This window comes from Clostridium sp. AF50-3, assembly GCF_003477445.1.
In the GTDB taxonomy this organism is placed as follows: Bacteria; Bacillota; Clostridia; order Lachnospirales; family Lachnospiraceae; genus Otoolea; species Otoolea fessa.
The window spans coordinates 109862-127928 of the sequence record NZ_QUDH01000007.1 but is presented as its reverse complement, the minus strand read 5'-3'; the positions used below and the strand labels follow the sequence as shown (position 1 = coordinate 127928).

The following is an 18067-nucleotide window of genomic DNA, read 5'->3' as shown; positions in this document are numbered from 1 at the left end:
TAAACGTATCTGATGTATCGGAGAACCGGGAGTCTCAGATACCATAGATGGTTTGCTGGATTTTGTCTCCGAATTCTGCCGATTTTATCAGATCTTGAGTTCTTATCAGATCTTATTGCTCTGTCTCCAGATATGCATCTTCTCAGCTTCCTTAATCAGCTGATCGCGGAACTGCGGATGTGCAACGGAGATGATAGCCTCGCATTTCTGCCAGGTTGCAAGACCCTTTAAGTTTACTTTACCGTACTCGGTTACCAGGTAGTGCAGGTTTGCACGTGTATCGGTTACGATGGAACCCTGATTTAAGGTCGGGAGAATACGGGACTGCAGCTCGCCAGCCTTGTTCTTGAAGGTGGAGGAGCAGCAGATGAAGCTCTTTCCGCCCTTGGACAGGTAAGCGCCCAGAACGAAGTCAAGCTGTCCGCCTGCACCGCTGATGTGCTTGATTCCTGCGGACTCTGCATTTACCTGACCGAAGAGGTCGAGGTCAACCGCGTTGTTGATGGACATGAAGTTGTCCAGGGCTGCGATGGTGCGGACGTCGTTGGTGTAATCAACCGGAGCACTCATGCAGGCCGGGTTGTTGTTTAAGTAGTCATACAGTTTCTTGGTACCAGCGCCGAATGCGTATACCTGACGGCCTTTGTCCAGTGCTTTGTGAGCGCCTGTGATCTTGCCGGCTGCGGCAATATCAACGAATGCGTCAACGTACATTTCGGTGTGAACACCCAGATCCTTTAAGTCAGATTTCGCAATCAGGGAACCAACTGCGTTCGGCATACCGCCGATACCTAACTGTAAGCAGGCACCATCCGGGATCTCGTCTACGATCAGTTTTGCAACTGCTTCATCGACATCAGTCGCTGCTGCGCCGCCTCCCATCTCTGCGATGGTCGGGTTGCTGCCCTCTACGATCATGTCTACGTTGGAGATATGAACGCCGTTCTCAAATCCGCCGAGGCAGACTGGCATATTTTCATTGACCTCTACGATGACAACCTTGGAAGTCTCGCAGCAGGCTGCCATATGGGAAGCATTTGGTCCGAAGTTGAAATAACCGTGCTCGTCCATCGGAGCGACCTGGAATACAGCTACATCCGGTTTGGTTGCGGACTCACGATAGTATCTCGGAAGCTCGGAATAACGGATCGGAGCATAGAAGCTGAATCCCTGTGCGATTGCCTTTCTCTCGATACCGCTCATGTGCCAGGAGTTCCAGGTCATATGAGCTGCCGGGTTTTCGATCTTGAAGATCTCCGGTACCCACATCAGGATACCGCCGCGGAAGTTTACATTCTCCAGTTCCGGAAGACGTTTTGCGATAGCAGCATCGACTGCTACCGGAGTGCCGGTGGTCCAGCCATAGTCAACCCAGTCGCCAGATTTAACGACGGAAGCAGCTTTTTCAGCGGAAACCAGCTTTTCTGCATACAGTTTCTTGTAATCCATACTTATTCACCTTGTCCTTTTTAATAATATGAAGAAGTCCGTACAAATGCGTGATTCGGACATCCCCCGTTGTTTATCAGTGTATCATCTCCACTACCCCTTGTCAACGAAAGAGGCGGAGGACAAAATAGGGGAAAATGACGACATATTCATATTTATGAATTACAGATATAAGTGTATGTAAATAGAAAAGAAATGACTTTGTCTATTAATTCACAAACAAAATACCATGTTGGTTATAATGCCAGAGAAGACCACTTTTATTGAGAAAACGGAAGAAAAAAATTGTGCATTCCGCCTAAAGGCGATCAAAACGATGTAGAAATAAGTGGATTGTACGCGGAAAAATGAGAATCTTAAATCTTTATAAATCCATTGATAATTATTTGACAGGAGCCGCGTGGGGTGTTAAGATACAAATACACTATCATATTTATCACTATTTTACTATTTACTGCAGTTGTGTTATTTACGTGGTGGATCATTTTCAAGGAGGATTTTTTCAATGTCTAAGAAAGTCGTAATTGCAAGTGCATGCCGTACCGCAGTAGGTTCTATGGGTGGCCAGCTCAGTACTGTTCCAGCAGCTGAGATGGGTGCCGTAGTTATCAAGGAGGCTCTGAAGAGAGCAGGCGTTGCTCCGGAGCAGGTTGATCACGTATACATGGGATGTGTTATCCAGGCTGGTCTTGGTCAGAACGTAGCACGTCAGATGTCTCTGAAAGCTGGTCTTCCGGTAGAAGTTCCGGCAGTTACCCTGAACGTGGTTTGCGGTTCTGGTCTGAATGCTGTAAACGCAGCAGCAGATATGATCCTTGCAGGCGATGCTGACATCGTAGTAGCTGGTGGTGCAGAGAACATGTCCGCAGCTCCGTATGCTCTGATGAAGGCTCGTTACGGATACCGTATGAACAATGCGACCATGATCGACACCATGGTAAATGACGCTCTGTGGGATGCATTCAACGATTACCACATGGGTATCACCGCTGAGAACATCTGCGATCAGTGGGGTATCACAAGAGAAGAACTCGATGAGTTTGCAGCAGCTAGCCAGCAGAAGGCTTGCGCAGCTATCGAGGCTGGACGTTTCAAAGACGAGATCGTTCCGATCGAAGTTAAGAAGAAAAAAGAGACTGTTATCGTAGATACCGATGAGGGTCCGCGTCCGGGTTCCACTGTAGAGGTTCTTGGCAAGCTTCGTCCGGCATTCAAGAAAGACGGACGTGTAACAGCTGGTAACGCTTCCTCCATCAACGATGGTGCAGCAGCTGTAGTTGTTATGAGCGAAGAGAAAGCAAAAGAACTGGGTATCAAACCGATGGCTACATGGGTAGCAGGCGCTCTGGGCGGTGTAGATCCGAGCATCATGGGTATTGGACCGGTTGCAGCTACCAAGAAAGTTCTGAAGAAGACAGGCTGGAAGGTAGAAGACTTCGACCTGATCGAGGCAAACGAGGCATTCGCAGCTCAGTCTATCGCTGTAGCTCGTGACCTTGGCTTCAACAAAGACATCCTGAACGTAAACGGCGGTGCAATCGCTATCGGACATCCGGTAGGAGCATCTGGCTGCCGTATCCTGACAACTCTGTTATACGAGATGCAGAAACGTGACGCTAAGAAGGGTCTGGCTACTCTGTGTATCGGTGGCGGCATGGGCTGCGCAACGATCGTTGAGAGAGACTAATTTCTGACGCAGAACCGGAGTCGTCGGGGCTTATCCCCGGCGCTCCGGCTGTTTCTGGTTTTACGTATTTCAATTCAAGAGCTTTTTAGGAGGAACTGGAAGTGGGATTTGTAGACTATGAGGTAGACGGACACGTCGCAGTCATAACTATTAATCGTCCGAAGGCACTGAACGCGTTAAACGAGGATGTGCTGAAGGATATTGAAGCTGCATTTGATGCAGTAGACCTTTCCGAAATTCGTGCAATTATCCTGACCGGCGCAGGAGAGAAATCTTTCGTAGCCGGTGCTGACATCGCTGCTATGAGCGTGATGACCAAGGAGCAGGGCGAGCACTTCGGTAAATTCGGCAACGATATTTTCCGCAAGATCGAAACCTTCCCGGTTCCGGTTATCGCGGCAGTAAACGGTTTCGCACTCGGCGGCGGCAACGAGCTTGCCATGAGCTGTGATATCCGTATCTGCTCGGACAATGCATTATTCGGACAGCCTGAAGTAGGTCTGGGTATCACACCAGGCTTCGGCGGTACACAGAGACTCGCACGTCTCATCGGACCGGGCAAGGCAAAAGAGATGGTATTTGCGTCCCGCAACATCAAAGCGGACGAGGCATACCGTGTCGGACTTGTAAATGCTGTTTATACACAGGAAGAGCTGATGCCGGCTGCGAAGAAGCTGGCAGGCGCTATCGCAAAGATGGCTCCGATCGCTGTCAGAAACAGCAAGAAGGCGATGAACGACGGACTTCAGACTGATATGGATCAGGCTATCGTGATCGAGGAAAAACTGTTTGGCGGATGCTTCGAGACAGAAGATCAGAAGAACGGTATGCAAGCATTCCTTGAGAAACGGAAAGTGGAGCAGTTTAACAATAGATAGTTAGTTAAATTATAGTTGTATAATTTCAGGAGGATTTGTCATGAAAGTTGGTATTATTGGTGCAGGAACCATGGGTTCCGGAATCGCTCAGGCATTTGCCCAGGTAGATGGATATGAAGTATGCCTGTGTGATATTAACGAAGAGTTTGCTTCCAACGGCAAACTGAAAATTTCCAAGAACTTTGAGAAGAGAGTAGCAAAAGGAAAGATGGCAAAAGAGGATGCAGACAAGATCCTTGCCAGAATCCATACCGGCGTTAAGACTATCTGCAGCGACTGCGATCTCGTAGTTGAGGCAGCAATCGAGAACATGGAGATCAAAAAACAGACCTTCAAAGAGCTGGGCGCTATCTGCAAGGCAGACTGCGTATTCGCTACCAACACCTCTTCTCTGTCCATTACTGAGATCGGTGCAGGTCTTGACCGCCCGGTTATCGGTATGCACTTCTTCAACCCGGCTCCGGTTATGAAGCTGGTTGAGGTTATCGCAGGCTTAAACACTCCGGTAGAGATTGTTGACAAAGTTAAGAAGATCTCTGAAGAGATCGGCAAGATCCCGGTACAGGTAGAAGAGGGCGCTGGTTTCGTAGTAAACCGTATCCTCATCCCGATGATCAACGAAGCTATCGGTATCTACGCTGAGGGCGAGGCTTCTGTAGAGGGTATCGATACCGCTATGAAGCTGGGTGCTAACCATCCGATGGGACCGCTTGAACTGGGCGACCTGGTAGGTCTGGACGTTGTTCTGGCTATCATGGAAGTACTTCAGTCTGAGACTGGTGACCCGAAGTACCGTCCGCAGCCGCTTCTTAGAAAGATGGTTCGCGGCGGCAAGCTTGGCCGTAAGTCTGGCGAAGGCTTCTACAAGTACAACTAATATGTACATAAGTCTGGCTTCTTGACCAGATGAAAACATAATAGAGTACCAGATTTTTAAGAACCGCAACGGGGCGGCGCTTAAAGCCGCCTCTTAAGCGTATATAAGAAAATGATGGAGGAATAGACACATGGATTTTACATTAAGTAAAGAGCATGAAATGGCGAGAAAGTTATTCCATGACTTCGCCGAGAACGAAGTAAAACCTTTGGCACAGGAAGTTGACGAGACAGAGCACTTCCCGGAGGAAACCGTTAAAAAGATGCAGAAGCTTGGCTTCATGGGCATCCCGGTTCCGAAGGAGTATGGCGGACAGGGCTGTGATCCGTTAACATACGCTATGTGCGTTGAGGAGCTTTCCAAAGTTTGTGGTACTACCGGCGTTATCGTATCTGCACACACATCTCTGTGCTGCGATCCGATCCAGACTTTCGGTACTGAAGAGCAGAAACAGAAATACCTGGTTCCGCTTGCTAAGGGCGAGAAGCTTGGTGCTTTCGGTCTTACTGAGCCGGGTGCTGGTACAGATGCTCAGGGTCAGCAGACCAAGGCTGTATTAGACGGCGACGAGTGGGTATTAAACGGCTCCAAAGTTTTCATTACCAATGGTAAAGAGGCTGACATTTACGTTATCATCGCTGTAACAGGCGTTGTTGAAGTAAAGGGCAGAAAGAAAAAAGAGATCTCTGCATTTATCGTAGAGAAAGGAACTCCGGGCTTCACCTTCGGTACCAAAGAGAAGAAGATGGGTATCCGTGGATCTGCTACATACGAGCTGATCTTCACAGATTGCCGTATCCCGAAAGAGAACCTGCTTGGCCAGAAGGGCAAAGGTTTCCACATCGCTATGCATACCCTGGATGGCGGACGTATCGGTATCGCTTCCCAGGCACTTGGTCTTGCAGAGGGCGCTCTTGAGAGAACTGTTGATTATGTAAAAGAGAGAAAACAGTTTGGTCGTGCTATCGGTCAGTTCCAGAACACTCAGTTCCAGCTGGCAGATATGGCTACCAAAGTTAAAGCAGCTCAGCTCCTTGTTTACAGAGCAGCCGTTGCTAAGAAGACACAGAAAACCTATTCTGTAGAAGCAGCTATGGCTAAACTGTATGCAGCAGAGGTTGCTATGGAAGTTACAACCAAGGCTGTACAGCTTCACGGTGGTTACGGTTACACGAGAGAGTACGACGTAGAGCGTATGATGCGTGATGCTAAGATCACTGAGATCTACGAGGGTACATCTGAGGTTCAGAGAATGGTTATCTCCGCTGATCTGTTAAAATAATTCAGTCTGCAGAGAAATCAGAACAATCTCAGTCCTATAGAGAAAAAAGAAAAAAATAAGGAGTGAAAATACCGTGAAAATTGTAGTTTGTGTAAAACAGGTTCCGGATACCAAAGGCGGAGTTAAATTTAACCCGGATGGTACTCTTGACAGAAGCGCAATGCTGGCAATCATGAACCCAGATGATAAAGCAGGTCTGGAGGCAGCGCTTCGCTTAAAAGATCAGTATGGTGCAGAGGTTACCGTAGTTACTATGGGTCTTCCGAAGGCTGAAGAGGTTCTTCGCGAGGCTATGGCTATGGGCGCAGACAATGGTGTTCTTGTAACTGACCGTGTACTTGGTGGTGCAGATACCTGGGCTACTTCCCAGACAATCGCAGGCGCACTTCGCAACCTGGATTATGACTTAATCATTACTGGCCGTCAGGCTATCGATGGCGATACCGCTCAGGTAGGTCCGCAGATCTCCGAGCACCTTGGCCTTCCGGTAATCAGCTACGCTCAGAAGATTCGTGAAGTAAACGAAGCTGAGAAATACATCGTAGTTGAGCGTCAGTATGATGATAGATATCATGTAGTAAAAGCACAGCTTCCGTGTCTTTTAACCGCTCTTGCAGAGTTAAACGAGCCGCGTTATATGACTCCGGGCGGAATCTTTGATGCATATGCAAAAGAGATCACCGTTTGGGGCAGAAAAGATCTGAAAGAGGTTGAGGATTCCAACCTTGGTCTGAAGGGATCACCGACACAGATCGCAAAAGCTTCCGATAAGGTAAGAAAGGGTGCTGGCGAGAAAGTAGAACTTGATCCGGCAGCTTCCGCAGATTATATCGTTGGCAAACTGGCAGAGAAACACATTATCTAATTATTTTATAGAAAAGAGTGGTGAATAAGATGAACAACTTAGAAGCATATAAGGGCGTATTTGTCTTTGCACAGCAGGTGGATAATGTTATCAGCAATATCGCTTATGAGCTGATTGGCAAAGGTAAAGAATTAGCAAAAGATTTAGGAGTAGAAGTAACCGCTGTTTTAGTTGGTTCTGACGTTAAGGGTCTTGCAGATCAGTTAGCAGAGTACGGCGCAGATAAGGTTATCGTTGTAGACGATCCGGAATTAAAAGAGTACCGTACAGAGCCGTACACACATGCAATCGCATCTGTTATCGAAGAGTTCAAACCGGAAATCTTCCTGATCGGTGCTACTGCAATCGGTCGTGACCTTGGTCCGCGTGTTTGCGCTAGAATCCATACAGGTCTGACTGCAGACTGTACAAAACTTGATATCGGTGATTTCCCGATGAATCCGGTTCCGGGTAGAGAGACAAAGCACAATCAGCTGCTTATGACTCGTCCGGCATTCGGCGGCAACACCATCGCTACCATCGCTTGCCCGGATTTCCGTCCGCAGATGGCAACCGTTCGTCCGGGTGTTATGCAGAAGGCTCCGAAGGAAGCTGGCAAAAAAGCTGTTGTTACTGAGTTCAATCCGGGATTCACAAAGAACAACAAATATGTTGATATTCTGGAAGTTGTTAAGGCTGTATCCAACACCGTTGATATCATGGATGCTAAGATCCTTGTATCCGGCGGTCGTGGCGTAGGAAGCCCGGAGAACTTCAAGATTCTGGATGATCTGGCAGAGGCTATCGGCGGTACCGTAAGCTGCTCTCGTGCAGTTGTAGATGCTGGCTGGAAGCCGAAGGATCTTCAGGTAGGTCAGACAGGTAAGACTGTTCGCCCGAACGTATACTTTGCAATCGGTATCTCCGGTGCTATTCAGCATCTGGCAGGTATGGAAGAGTCTGACATCATCGTTGCTATCAACAAAGATGAGTCTGCTCCGATCTTCGATGTTGCTGACTACGGCGTAGTAGGTGACTTAAACAAGATCGTTCCGATGCTGACTGAGAAGATCAAAGAAGCTAAAGCAGCAGCTAAGAACAACTAATTAAAATAGGAAGAGAAATCTTCTTAGCATATAGCAGTAGAGTTTTGTATGTTTTTCTCTGATAAATATATGAGACAGCGCCGGCTGGACGGATTTACTCCACCCAGTACTCCGCAGTCCCGTGCCAGCGAGTAAAGAGAACCCTGTTTCCGAGGTGATGAACCTGGGAGGCAGGGTTTTTTTGTTTCATAGGAAATTGCGTCCTATGAAACAAAAAACGCTCCGCGAGGATGCGCACTCGCGCGAAGCAGAAATATGTCGCAAGCGACCGCGCTCGGCGCGAGAATGTGCCAAGGCACATTCTTTATTTTGGTCAAAAACACTTGACAGATTAAGGGGGATTACCCGTATAATAGAGTGTCTGGAATATAGATATGATTTATCTGCTATATAAGAAAATACAGGTTACTGTTTACGGGTAGGCACTTTTGGAACCGAAAGTGCCGTAAGAAAACGTGGTGGCGGCAGGAATTTGCCGTCTTTAAATGAGAAGCCACGGCAAATTCCGTTACTGGGCACGTACGCGTGAACAGTAACAAATACAGGATGGTATGATTTATGTTATTTAGTTCCCTTGTGTTCCTATGGTATTTTTTGCCAGCGGTATTTTTGCTTTATTTTATAACGAAAAATCTGCATATCCGCAATGGCGTCCTTCTGGCTGCCAGTCTCTTTTTTTATGCGTGGGGCGAGCCGAAGTATGTGATTCTGATGCTTGTTTCGATCGGGCTGAATTATTTCTTTGGATTGTGGATTGGGAGGATGCAGAGTAAACACAGAATGCGCCTTGCTGTTACAACCTGCGTGTTTTTAAACCTCCTTGTTCTGGGCTATTTCAAATATTTTAACTTCGCAGTCGAGATTGCAAATTCTCTGTTAAGCCGCTTTGCGGGCGGCGCACATACACTTTCTTTCCGCGAGATTGCTCTTCCGGTCGGAATATCCTTCTACACGTTTCAGGCGCTTTCCTACGTGGTGGATGTGTACCGGGGGACGATTCAGGCGCAGAAAAATATCTTTCATCTGGCGCTCTATATTTCCTTCTTTCCGCAGCTCATCGCGGGACCGATCGTCAAGTATCACGATGTCTGCGAACAGATTGGGGACCGGCAGTGTACGGCGGAGGGGATGGCGTATGGAATCAAGCGCTTTTCCTACGGACTGGCGAAAAAAATGTTGTTTGCTAATACCTTTGCGGCGACGGTGGACTGGATGATGGAGAAACCGCTGGCACAGCTGGGAACGGTCAATGCGTGGATGTTGGCGGTTTTGTACACACTTCAGATTTATTTCGATTTTTCGGGATATTCGGATATGGCGATCGGATTGGGAAAAATGTTTGGATTTGATTTTATGGAGAACTTCAATTATCCGTATATCTCTACCTCGATCCGCGAGTTCTGGAGACGCTGGCATATTTCACTCTCGACCTGGTTTAGGGAATATCTTTATATCCCGCTGGGCGGCAACCGGAAAGGGCAGGTGCGGACGTATGTTAATCTGCTGATTGTCTTTTTTGCGACCGGGCTCTGGCATGGCGCTGGGGCAACCTTTATCATCTGGGGATTGTACCATGGGCTGTTTCTGGTGGTGGAACGCATGGGACTTGGGAAGCTATTGGAGAAGAACTGCTTCCGGGGACTGAATCACATCTATACGGCGTTGGTTGTAGTGGTTGGCTGGGTGTTCTTCCGCGCCGATACGCTGGCGGATGCGAAAGTGATCCTGCATCAGATGTTTACCTGGGAGAACGGCATCTATCCGGCGTCGCTGTTCGTGAATCGGAAGGTGATTTTTCTTGCGGTGCTGGGCGTGCTGCTTTCGGGCATCGTGCAGAGTATATGCCCGAAGCTGCGGGAGCATCTGTATGAGAAAGAAGTGACAAAGACAGTGGATATTGTGATTATGGCTGTGCTGCTGTTTTTGTGTACCATGTATCTCGTCAGCAGCACGTATAATCCGTTTATTTATTTCAGGTTTTAGATCCAGCCGCCGTCCAGTTGAATTATCTGTCCCGTTAAATAGGAGTCCTCGCTCCCCAGCTGGTATGCCAGTTTTCCGACTTCCTCGGCACGCCCCATACGTCCTGCTGGAATTTCTTCCAGTAGGGCATTCCGTTCTTCTTCATCGAGAAACTGGTTCATTTCGGTGTCAATAGCGCCGCAGGCGATCGCGTTGACCTGGATGCTGCTCGGCGCAAGTTCCTTCGCGAGGGCGCGCGTCATGGCGTTGATGCCGCCTTTAGTGGCAGAATAGGCGACTTCGCAGGAAGCGCCGCAGATGCCCCAGACGGAGGAAATATTGAGAATGCGTCCCGATTTGCGTGACACCATCATCGGAACGGCGAGGCGGCAGCAGTTGAAGACGGAGGTCAGGTTGGTATTGAGAATGTGGTTCCACTCGTCCGGCGTCATATCCTGGAACAGACCGATGTAGGAAATTCCTGCATTGTTGACGAGGACATCCAGGGAACCGAAGCGCACCCGGATCGCGTCAAACAGGCGGGAACAGCTCTCAAAATCGCCCGCATCGCCCATCCAGGCAAGGCAGGAAACGCCCAGCGCTTCGATTTCGCGCTGGGTCTTTTTTAATTCTTCTTCCCGCCTCAGGCAGGTAATCACGACATCCCAGCCATTCCTGGCGTAGGTTAATGCAATCGCTTTCCCGATTCCGCGGGAAGCGCCGGTTACGAGGATAGTTTTATGATTCATGGCAGTAAACTCCTTATATGCGTATATTTGATGATACCAGGGTCAAAAGGTCAGAAGTTCGACGCAAGCTTGCTTGCAGGAGAATTTTTGACCTTGGGACCCGCCAAAAACATGAGTAAGTAGCCATTTTTCAAAGAAAAATGAGCGAATTGCGAATGTTTTTGAGAATTGCGGGAGCACGCAGTGCAGAGCAATTCGGTATTAGAGGGGTCAAAAGCTTTTGACCCCAACATCATATTTGATTGAATTATAGCATGTATTTAAAATTCATGAAATAGTTTCATTTTTCCGCCTGTCATAAAATCGTAAGAAATTTTCATCCATTTTTTGCTGTTCTGAGTGTTTTACAGCATTGTATGAAAGTGCCAAAATGTGTTATACTAAAACCAAATGGATCTGACACAGCGATAGAGCGGATCAATTACCGAACAGATTCGGAAGAAAGGAACTGTATACCATGTATGATATAATAATCATTGGTTCCGGACCAGCTGGCTTGAGTGCGGCGATTTATGCACAGCGGGCATGTCTGGACACGATTGTGATAGAGAAGAATGGAATCAGCGGCGGACAGGTGCTGAATACCTGGGAGGTGGACAATTATCCGGGATTTCCGGGTGTGACCGGCTTTGAGCTTTCCAGACAGTTCCGGGAGCATGCAAACAAGCTGGGAGCAAGAGTTGTACAGGATGAGGTCGTGCAGGTCGAGCTTTCAGGAAATGTGAAGAAAGTAGTCTGCGAGGAAGAGACGTATGAGGCACGCTGTGTGATTCTGGCATCCGGAGCACATCACAGGACGTTGGAGGTGCCGGGAGAAGAGGAACTTCGCGGGGCAGGCGTTTCATACTGCGCGACCTGCGACGGGGCATTTTTCCGGGGAAGGACGGTTGCCGTTGTGGGCGGCGGCGACGCGGCGCTGGAAGATGCGATTTTTCTTGCACGGATGTGTGAAAAAGTATATATCGTCCACCGCAGAGACAAGCTTCGCGGGGCAAAACGGCTGCAGGAGCGCTTACAGGCGCTTGAAAATATTGAATTTGTCTGGAACAGCGAGACGGTTGCGATTGAAGGGGACGCTCAGGTGGAGGCGTTGCGGCTGAGACAGACCAAAACCGGAGAAGAGAGACGGCTGGACGTGGAGGGTGTCTTTATTGCAGTCGGCATCGCACCGGAGAGTGAGCTGTATGCGGGTCAGTTAGAGCTTGATGAGCAGGGTTACATCCGGGCGGATGAGAGCGGTCAGACGAGCGTTCCGGGCGTATTTGCAGCCGGAGATGTCCGGACCAAGGCGCTGCGCCAGATTTTGACAGCGGCATCGGACGGCGCAAACTGCGTGGCATCTGCAGAGCGATATCTTCAGGCATAACTCATTTTTAACATAGAAGAAAACAGAGTAACTGTTTAGTAGGTCTGCGCATTTACTGCGCTGACCGTACGAAAACATGGGTCAGCAGGCAAAAATCCCATTGCCGTAGGCAATTTTTAATGGATTTTTGCGCGTGACTGTGAAGGTACTGAACAGTTACAGTTTGAGATAAAACGACGGAACAGAATGGACAGAAGAGTAGGAGGTTCTTATGAGAAAAACGCTGAAATTTCTGATAGTATCAGGAGCGTGCCTTGTGATGGCAGGGACGGGACAGATGAGCGCCCAGGCGGCGATGAATCTGGAGACGGATGCCCCGGTCGCTGGCGCGTCAGTGGCGATCAATAATTACTATGCGAGCAGCTTGAACCCGGAAAAAGAGCTGGCGGAGGCATTTGCTTCTAAAGAAGTTCTGGCAGTGGCGGGAGCCGGTCAGACGGGCGTGGCAGGCGGTGCGCAGACAGCCAAACCGGCACAGGTGCCAGCAGAGACGAAAGCCCAGCCAAAGGAGACAACTGGCGAGACTGAGGCGGTTGTCCGCGCGATGTCCAAGTCGATCTACGATAATATCGCGATTTCCCGTGTGACCAATTATGTCAATGTTCGCGCACAGGCGAGCACAGGCAGCGAGGTAGTCGGAAAGATTTACAATAACTGTGCGGCGACAATTCTGGACACGGTGGACGGCGAGGGCGGCAAATGGTACCATATCCAGTCGGGTTCCGTGACCGGTTATATTAAAGCACAGTATTTTGTGACCGGTGAGGAGGCGTCCAAGATTGCCAGGGAAGTCGGCACAACCTACGCGAAGGTTACAAATACCTCTACGCTTCGCCTGAGAGAGACGCCGAGCTTAGAGGGCAAGACGCTGGATCTTCTTTCTGCCGATGCAGAGTATGAGGTGATCGGAGAAGAGGGCGATTTTGCCAAGATTTCCGTCGATAATGATCTGGTCGGATATGTGTATAAAGATTATATTACGACGCAGGTAGACTTTAAGCAGGCAGTTTCCGTAGCTGAGGAACAGCAGCAGAAAGCTGAAGAAGAAAAACTGAAACAGGAAGCGAATGCGGCGATCGAGAACCTGGAACAGGTAAAGAAGAAAGCCGAGGAAGAGTCGAGGGCAGCGGAAACCACGGCAGCTGCGAAGGAAACCACGGCAGCTGCCAAAGAGACGACCAAAGCACCGGAGACTTCCTACAGCGGAACAATAGAGGCGAATCCGAGCGAAAGCAAGGCAGCTGGGACGACAGCGGCAGCCAAGGAGACGACAAAGGCAGCTGAGACGAAAGCGCCGACTACAGCGGCAGCGACGAAAGCGACCACTGCAAGCGGCGTTGGACCGGGCGGCGGACCAGGCACAGGCGGTACGTCCTCTTCTGGAAATGAAGTAACAAATGCTACCCGTTCTGCGGTTGTGGCATATGCAAAGCAGTTCCTTGGAAATCCGTATGTATACGGCGGAACCAGTCTGACAAACGGCGCGGACTGTTCCGGATTTACAATGAGTGTATTTGCACATTTCGGTATTTCAACCGGACGAAGCTCGAGAGATCAGGCGGCAAAGGGCAAGGAGGTTGCGGTCAGCGCAGTACAGCCGGGCGATCTGCTTTTTTATGCGAGCGGCAATTATATCAATCACGTAGCACTTTACATAGGCAATGGACAGGTTATCCACGCAAGTACGGCAAAGAGCGGCATCAAGATTTCGCCGTCCAACTACCGAACACCGTGTAAGGCAGTTTCATTCTTAAATTAGTAAACGCAGATAAAGGAGTATATCGGTTCTTACGGAACGATTTCATATCCGTAGGGCTCGGTGGGAATACCGCAAAATTACGTTGCCAGCGGGGCAGAAGATTTCTGAACGGTGAGACAAGTAATTTTGCGGTATTTTTTCATTTTTATAGGAAAATGTATGCACTCGCGCGAAGCAGAAACATGTCGCAAGCGACCGCGCTCGGCGCGAGAATGTGCCAAGGCACATTCTTTTTATAAAAAAGGAGAAAAATCATGGCAGAATTAAGAGAACTTTCCGTAAACCAGTTTGTAGAAGAAACTGCTTCGAAGGCGTCTGTACCGGGCGGCGGAAGCGTGTCGGCGATGGTGGGGGCGCTGGGCGCGGCATTGATGGAAATGGTGGCAAATCTGACGATCGGAAAGGAAACATATGCCGGGGTGCAGGAGGAAATGCAGGCGCTGGCAGCTGAGGGCGCTGCGCTGCATGAGGAGTTGCTGGCGGGGATCAAAAAGGACAGCGAATCGTTCAATGGATATATGAGAGCGCTGAAGCTTCCGAAGGAGACGGAGGAGGAGAAAAAAATCCGCACTGCCGCCCTGCAGCAGGGGTTAAAAGAGGCGACCGAAGCGCCGCTTGCGATTGCGGAGTCAGCGGCAAAGATTTTTCCGATGGCGGAAGCGGTCGTAAAGAGGGGCAATAAAGGTGCCGTTTCCGACGGTCTGATTGCGGCGATGTTAGCCCGGACAGCGGTTGTGGGTGCCCTCTTTAATGTGAAGATCAATCTGGCATCGATCAAGGACGAAAGTTATGTATCAGAACTTGGGAAAAAAGTAGAAAAACTGGAATCGGATGCAATTTTTTGTGAAAAATCAATTTTGTGTCTTTCCAAATTGTCAGACACAGTATATAATAGATAACATTCACAGTCTTTCCGGGAAATTCACAGGGGGGATCTTCTTTACAGAAGATAAAGCAGATAACATTCACTGTGTGAAAACTTCCGGAACAGGCAAAACCGCAAAAACAGGGAGGTACAGGAGTAATGATGACAGATATTGAGATTGCACAGGCAGCGAATCCACTGAAAATCGGTGAGATTGCACAGGCAGCAGGCGTAGACGAGAAGTATCTGGAGCAGTATGGAAATTATAAGGCAAAGGTAGACTACAGTCTTCTGAAGGAGACCGAGGGCAAGGATGGAAAACTGATTCTGGTGACCGCGATCAACCCGACTCCAGCCGGAGAAGGAAAGACCACGACCACGGTCGGTCTGGCAGACGGATTGAAACGTCTTGGCAAAAAGGTAACCGTAGCGCTTCGTGAGCCGTCGTTGGGACCGGTCTTTGGTGTCAAAGGTGGTGCAGCTGGCGGCGGATATGCACAGGTCATTCCAATGGAGGATATCAACCTCCATTTTACCGGTGATTTCCACGCGATCGGCGCAGCAAACAACCTGCTGGCAGCGATGCTGGACAATCATATCTATCAGGGCAATGCACTCCGCATCGATCCGAAGCGCATTACCTGGAAGCGTGTTGTCGATATGAATGACCGTCAGCTCCGCAACATCGTAGATGGTCTGGGACGCCGCGTGGATGGCGTGACCCGTGAGGACGGATATGACATCACGGTTGCCAGCGAGATCATGGCAGTTTTGTGCCTGGCACGCAACATTACGGATCTGAAAGAACGCCTTTCCAAGATTATCGTAGGTTATACCTATGACGAGGAACCGGTCACTGCCGGTGATCTGAAAGCAGCGGGCGCGATGACGGCTCTTTTAAAGGATGCCCTGAAACCAAACCTGGTACAGACCTTAGAGCATACACCGGCATTTATCCACGGCGGTCCGTTCGCGAACATCGCGCATGGATGTAACTCCGTCATTGCGACAAAGATGGCATTAAAGCTGGGTGATTACACGATCACAGAGGCTGGCTTCGGCGCTGACCTGGGTGCGGAGAAATTCCTGGATATCAAGTGCCGGATGGCAGAGCTGAAACCGTCGGCGGTCGTTGTAGTAGCGACGGTACGTGCCTTGAAGCATCACGGCGGCGTGGCGAAGGCTGACTTAAACGCAGAGAATCTGGAAGCACTGGAGAAGGGACTTCCGAACCTGATGCAGCATGTAGAAAATATTACCAAGGTATATGGACTTTCGTGTGTCGTAGCGATCAACCGCTTCCCAATGGATACCGAGGCAGAATTAAAGCTGATCGAGGATAAGTGCCATGAGGTCGGTGTCAATGTAGCTCTGTCCGAGGTATGGGCGAAAGGCGGAGAAGGCGGCGAGGAGCTGGCAAAAGAAGTCATCCGCCTGTGCGAGACTGAGAGCGAGTTCCACTACTGCTACGAGACCGATACAACGATCGAGGAGAAACTGGATGCGATCGTGAAGAAGATCTACCACGGCGACGGCGTTGTACTCACGGATGCAGCAAAGAAGCAGGCAAAACGCCTGACTGAGCTTGGATTTGGTAACTATCCGATCTGTATGGCGAAGACGCAGTACAGCTTTTCGGACAATGCGAAGCTGCTCGGCGCACCGAAGAACTTTACAGTAACTGTCCGCAACCTGAAAGTATCCGCGGGCGCAGGCTTCATCGTAGCGCTGACCGGCGACATCATGACGATGCCAGGACTTCCGAAGGTGCCGGCGGCAGAGAAGATCGATGTCGATGAGAATGGACGGATCACGGGTCTGTTCTAAGAAAAGAAATAGGATATGAATGGAACTTAACACAACGCAAAAAGGGGAACTGCCACATGGCAGCTCCCCTTTTTGCTAGGAAACTTGTCTACTTATAGTACGAAGCGATGAATTAAAATTCTGGTTCGATCAATCCGTAGGTGTTGCCTTTACGTTTGTAAACAACATTGACCTGCTCGGTCTCGGAATTCAGGAATACATAGAAACTATGTCCTAAGAGTTCCATCTGTACACAAGCCTCTTCCGGATCCATCGGCTTCATAGCGAATTTCTTTACTTTGACGATATCTACTTCGTCGTTGGAATCATATTCTTCGTTTATGAAGAGGTCAGAGAATGCAACGGCCGCCTGTTTCTTGTCTACGATTTTATTCTTATATTTTTTGAGCTGACGCTCGATGATTTCTTCTACCAAATCAATCGATACATACATATCGTTGCTTTCCTGCTCTGCACGGATGATGGTGCCTTTGACAGGGATGGTAACCTCGATCTTCTGACGATCTTTCTCAACCGTAAGTGTGATATTCACTTCAGTGTCCTGATTGAAGTATCGCTCTAACTTTCCGATCTTCTCCTCTACAGCTGCTTTTAACCCCGGGGTAACATTGATATTTCTTCCAGTAATCTTATAACGCATAATCATCGCTCCTTTTTATTGGGATGGCTATAGTATACCACTTTTGGATGTTAAATTCAACCTTTTTCGCAAAATTGTCAACACAATTAATTGAAAAACAGGTCGAAATACTGTGTCGTTTGATTTTTCACGAATTGCTGTTGTTTTATAAGGGATTTGCGCGCGGTTTGTGCGGCGGACAATGAAATATGAAAAAAGAGTCTTGCAGGATAGGGCAGAATGGGTGTGTTTTTGCAACAGAAAAAGGCCGAAAAAGCTAGAAAAAACGGGGGTTTGGAGGCAATGCGAGGGTTCTTCATTTGTCAATAGATCTGCTTGTATTTTTGGAAGAAATATGCAAGTTTATGAGATCTGAACAAAAAAGAAATCAAAATGCGCCGGGGAAAATGGGTGCTTCGTGAACAGACGGAAATTGTGGATAATGTGGATAAGTCGGTGCAAAACTCCATTTTCCCTAAAAAAGGGAAAAAATGGGTGTGCAAAACTTATCCACAAAACTGGGGACAAAATGTGGATAATGTGGACAACAAGAAAGTCGAACATATATTTTGTGCAACTTGTCTGGTTTACCATAAAGTTGGCGGGCTGGCAGAAGAAAAAACGTTTTACCTGGATAGGCAGGGAGGCAGCGTTTTACAGCAGGTTCCTTTGTTCGTGTATGGAGGGTCTTGTTTTATGGCTGGGATTTTCCGGGTACGGCAGGTTCGGCTTATCTCAGCCGGGCGTGTGCGCAGAATAAATGTAAAAAAATCATGAAATCATTGAATAAAATCCCT

General features: G+C 48.8%; 15 protein-coding genes. 12 read left to right on the top strand and 3 right to left on the bottom strand.

The features are described 5' to 3' along the window. Nucleotides 1-105 precede the first annotated feature (105 nt). A complete protein-coding gene (locus DW085_RS09905) occupies nucleotides 106-1449 on the bottom strand; it encodes a butyryl-CoA:acetate CoA-transferase (RefSeq protein WP_118472575.1) in 1344 nt (447 codons plus the stop codon). A 505-nt stretch (nucleotides 1450-1954) separates the two neighbouring features. Here DW085_RS09905 and DW085_RS09900 point away from each other — a divergent pair. From DW085_RS09900 to DW085_RS09870, 7 genes are all read left to right on the top strand, one after another. Continuing rightward, nucleotides 1955-3136, top strand: coding sequence for an acetyl-CoA C-acetyltransferase (locus DW085_RS09900; protein ID WP_107001360.1), 1182 nt, complete (start codon nucleotides 1955-1957; stop codon nucleotides 3134-3136). Between the two features lie 101 nt (nucleotides 3137-3237). Continuing rightward, complete coding sequence (locus DW085_RS09895; RefSeq protein ID WP_022358585.1) at nucleotides 3238-4014, top strand: enoyl-CoA hydratase-related protein; 777 nt, start codon at nucleotides 3238-3240, stop codon at nucleotides 4012-4014. 40 nt (nucleotides 4015-4054) lie between these two features. After that, nucleotides 4055-4891, top strand: a complete 837-nt coding sequence (locus DW085_RS09890; protein ID WP_107001361.1) for a 3-hydroxyacyl-CoA dehydrogenase NAD-binding domain-containing protein — start codon at nucleotides 4055-4057, stop codon at nucleotides 4889-4891. A 130-nt stretch (nucleotides 4892-5021) separates the two neighbouring features. Then, the gene (locus DW085_RS09885; RefSeq protein ID WP_107001362.1) at nucleotides 5022-6173 is read left to right on the top strand and encodes an acyl-CoA dehydrogenase; all 1152 of its coding nucleotides are present in this window, start codon (nucleotides 5022-5024) and stop codon (nucleotides 6171-6173) included. Nucleotides 6174-6246: 73 nt separating this feature from the next. Continuing rightward, nucleotides 6247-7038, top strand: a complete 792-nt coding sequence (locus tag DW085_RS09880; protein WP_107001363.1) for an electron transfer flavoprotein subunit beta/FixA family protein — start codon at nucleotides 6247-6249, stop codon at nucleotides 7036-7038. A gap of 29 nt (nucleotides 7039-7067) precedes the next feature. Continuing rightward, entirely contained in the window at nucleotides 7068-8123 is a 1056-nt protein-coding gene (locus tag DW085_RS09875) for an electron transfer flavoprotein subunit alpha/FixB family protein (RefSeq protein ID WP_118492443.1), read from the top strand. A gap of 558 nt (nucleotides 8124-8681) precedes the next feature. Beyond that, complete coding sequence (locus tag DW085_RS09870) at nucleotides 8682-10106, top strand: MBOAT family protein (protein WP_118492441.1); 1425 nt, start codon at nucleotides 8682-8684, stop codon at nucleotides 10104-10106. On the opposite strand, the gene DW085_RS09865 is transcribed toward DW085_RS09870, so the two are convergent. Beyond that, nucleotides 10103-10834: an SDR family oxidoreductase gene (locus DW085_RS09865; protein WP_118492439.1), complete on the bottom strand. Its 732-nt coding sequence runs from the start codon at nucleotides 10832-10834 to the stop codon at nucleotides 10103-10105. The two genes, DW085_RS09870 and DW085_RS09865, sit on opposite strands and share 4 nt — an antisense overlap. Nucleotides 10835-11282: 448 nt before the next feature. Between DW085_RS09865 and trxB the strand changes: the two genes are divergently transcribed. The 4 genes from trxB (at nucleotide 11283) to DW085_RS09845 (ending at nucleotide 16651) form a co-directional block, all read left to right on the top strand. After that, nucleotides 11283-12200 (top strand): thioredoxin-disulfide reductase, encoded by a 918-nt coding sequence (gene trxB, locus DW085_RS09860; RefSeq protein WP_118492437.1) that lies wholly within the window; start codon nucleotides 11283-11285, stop codon nucleotides 12198-12200. Nucleotides 12201-12411: 211 nt separating this feature from the next. Beyond that, nucleotides 12412-13959, top strand: coding sequence for an SH3 domain-containing C40 family peptidase (locus DW085_RS09855; RefSeq protein ID WP_118492435.1), 1548 nt, complete (start codon nucleotides 12412-12414; stop codon nucleotides 13957-13959). Nucleotides 13960-14213: 254 nt separating this feature from the next. Then, nucleotides 14214-14858 carry a cyclodeaminase/cyclohydrolase family protein gene (locus tag DW085_RS09850; protein ID WP_118492433.1) on the top strand — a complete coding sequence of 215 codons (645 nt, stop codon included), beginning with the start codon at nucleotides 14214-14216 and terminating at the stop codon, nucleotides 14856-14858. 125 nt (nucleotides 14859-14983) lie between these two features. Beyond that, nucleotides 14984-16651 carry a formate--tetrahydrofolate ligase gene (locus tag DW085_RS09845; RefSeq protein ID WP_118492432.1) on the top strand — a complete coding sequence of 556 codons (1668 nt, stop codon included), beginning with the start codon at nucleotides 14984-14986 and terminating at the stop codon, nucleotides 16649-16651. 112 nt (nucleotides 16652-16763) lie between these two features. On the opposite strand, the gene raiA is transcribed toward DW085_RS09845, so the two are convergent. Next, nucleotides 16764-17291, bottom strand: a complete 528-nt coding sequence (gene raiA / locus DW085_RS09840; protein ID WP_022360630.1) for a ribosome-associated translation inhibitor RaiA — start codon at nucleotides 17289-17291, stop codon at nucleotides 16764-16766. A 372-nt stretch (nucleotides 17292-17663) separates the two neighbouring features. Between raiA and DW085_RS09835 the strand changes: the two genes are divergently transcribed. Beyond that, nucleotides 17664-18047, top strand: a complete 384-nt coding sequence (locus DW085_RS09835) for a hypothetical protein (RefSeq protein ID WP_118492430.1) — start codon at nucleotides 17664-17666, stop codon at nucleotides 18045-18047. Nucleotides 18048-18067: the final 20 nt, after the last annotated feature.

What these genes read in the sequence shown, in the direction of transcription:
- DW085_RS09905 (WP_118472575.1), bottom strand. Translation starts at nt 1,449, where the DNA reads ATGGATTACAAGAAACTGTATGCAGAAAAGCTGGTTTCCGCTGAAAAA.
- DW085_RS09900 (WP_107001360.1), top strand. Translation starts at nt 1,955, where the DNA reads ATGTCTAAGAAAGTCGTAATTGCAAGTGCATGCCGTACCGCAGTAGGT.
- DW085_RS09890 (WP_107001361.1), top strand. Translation starts at nt 4,055, where the DNA reads ATGAAAGTTGGTATTATTGGTGCAGGAACCATGGGTTCCGGAATCGCT.
- DW085_RS09885 (WP_107001362.1), top strand. Translation starts at nt 5,022, where the DNA reads ATGGATTTTACATTAAGTAAAGAGCATGAAATGGCGAGAAAGTTATTC.
- DW085_RS09875 (WP_118492443.1), top strand. Translation starts at nt 7,068, where the DNA reads ATGAACAACTTAGAAGCATATAAGGGCGTATTTGTCTTTGCACAGCAG.
- DW085_RS09870 (WP_118492441.1), top strand. Translation starts at nt 8,682, where the DNA reads ATGTTATTTAGTTCCCTTGTGTTCCTATGGTATTTTTTGCCAGCGGTA.
- DW085_RS09865 (WP_118492439.1), bottom strand. Translation starts at nt 10,834, where the DNA reads ATGAATCATAAAACTATCCTCGTAACCGGCGCTTCCCGCGGAATCGGG.
- DW085_RS09855 (WP_118492435.1), top strand. Translation starts at nt 12,412, where the DNA reads ATGAGAAAAACGCTGAAATTTCTGATAGTATCAGGAGCGTGCCTTGTG.
- DW085_RS09850 (WP_118492433.1), top strand. Translation starts at nt 14,214, where the DNA reads ATGGCAGAATTAAGAGAACTTTCCGTAAACCAGTTTGTAGAAGAAACT.
- DW085_RS09845 (WP_118492432.1), top strand. Translation starts at nt 14,984, where the DNA reads ATGATGACAGATATTGAGATTGCACAGGCAGCGAATCCACTGAAAATC.
- raiA (WP_022360630.1), bottom strand. Translation starts at nt 17,291, where the DNA reads ATGCGTTATAAGATTACTGGAAGAAATATCAATGTTACCCCGGGGTTA.
- DW085_RS09835 (WP_118492430.1), top strand. Translation starts at nt 17,664, where the DNA reads ATGCGCCGGGGAAAATGGGTGCTTCGTGAACAGACGGAAATTGTGGAT.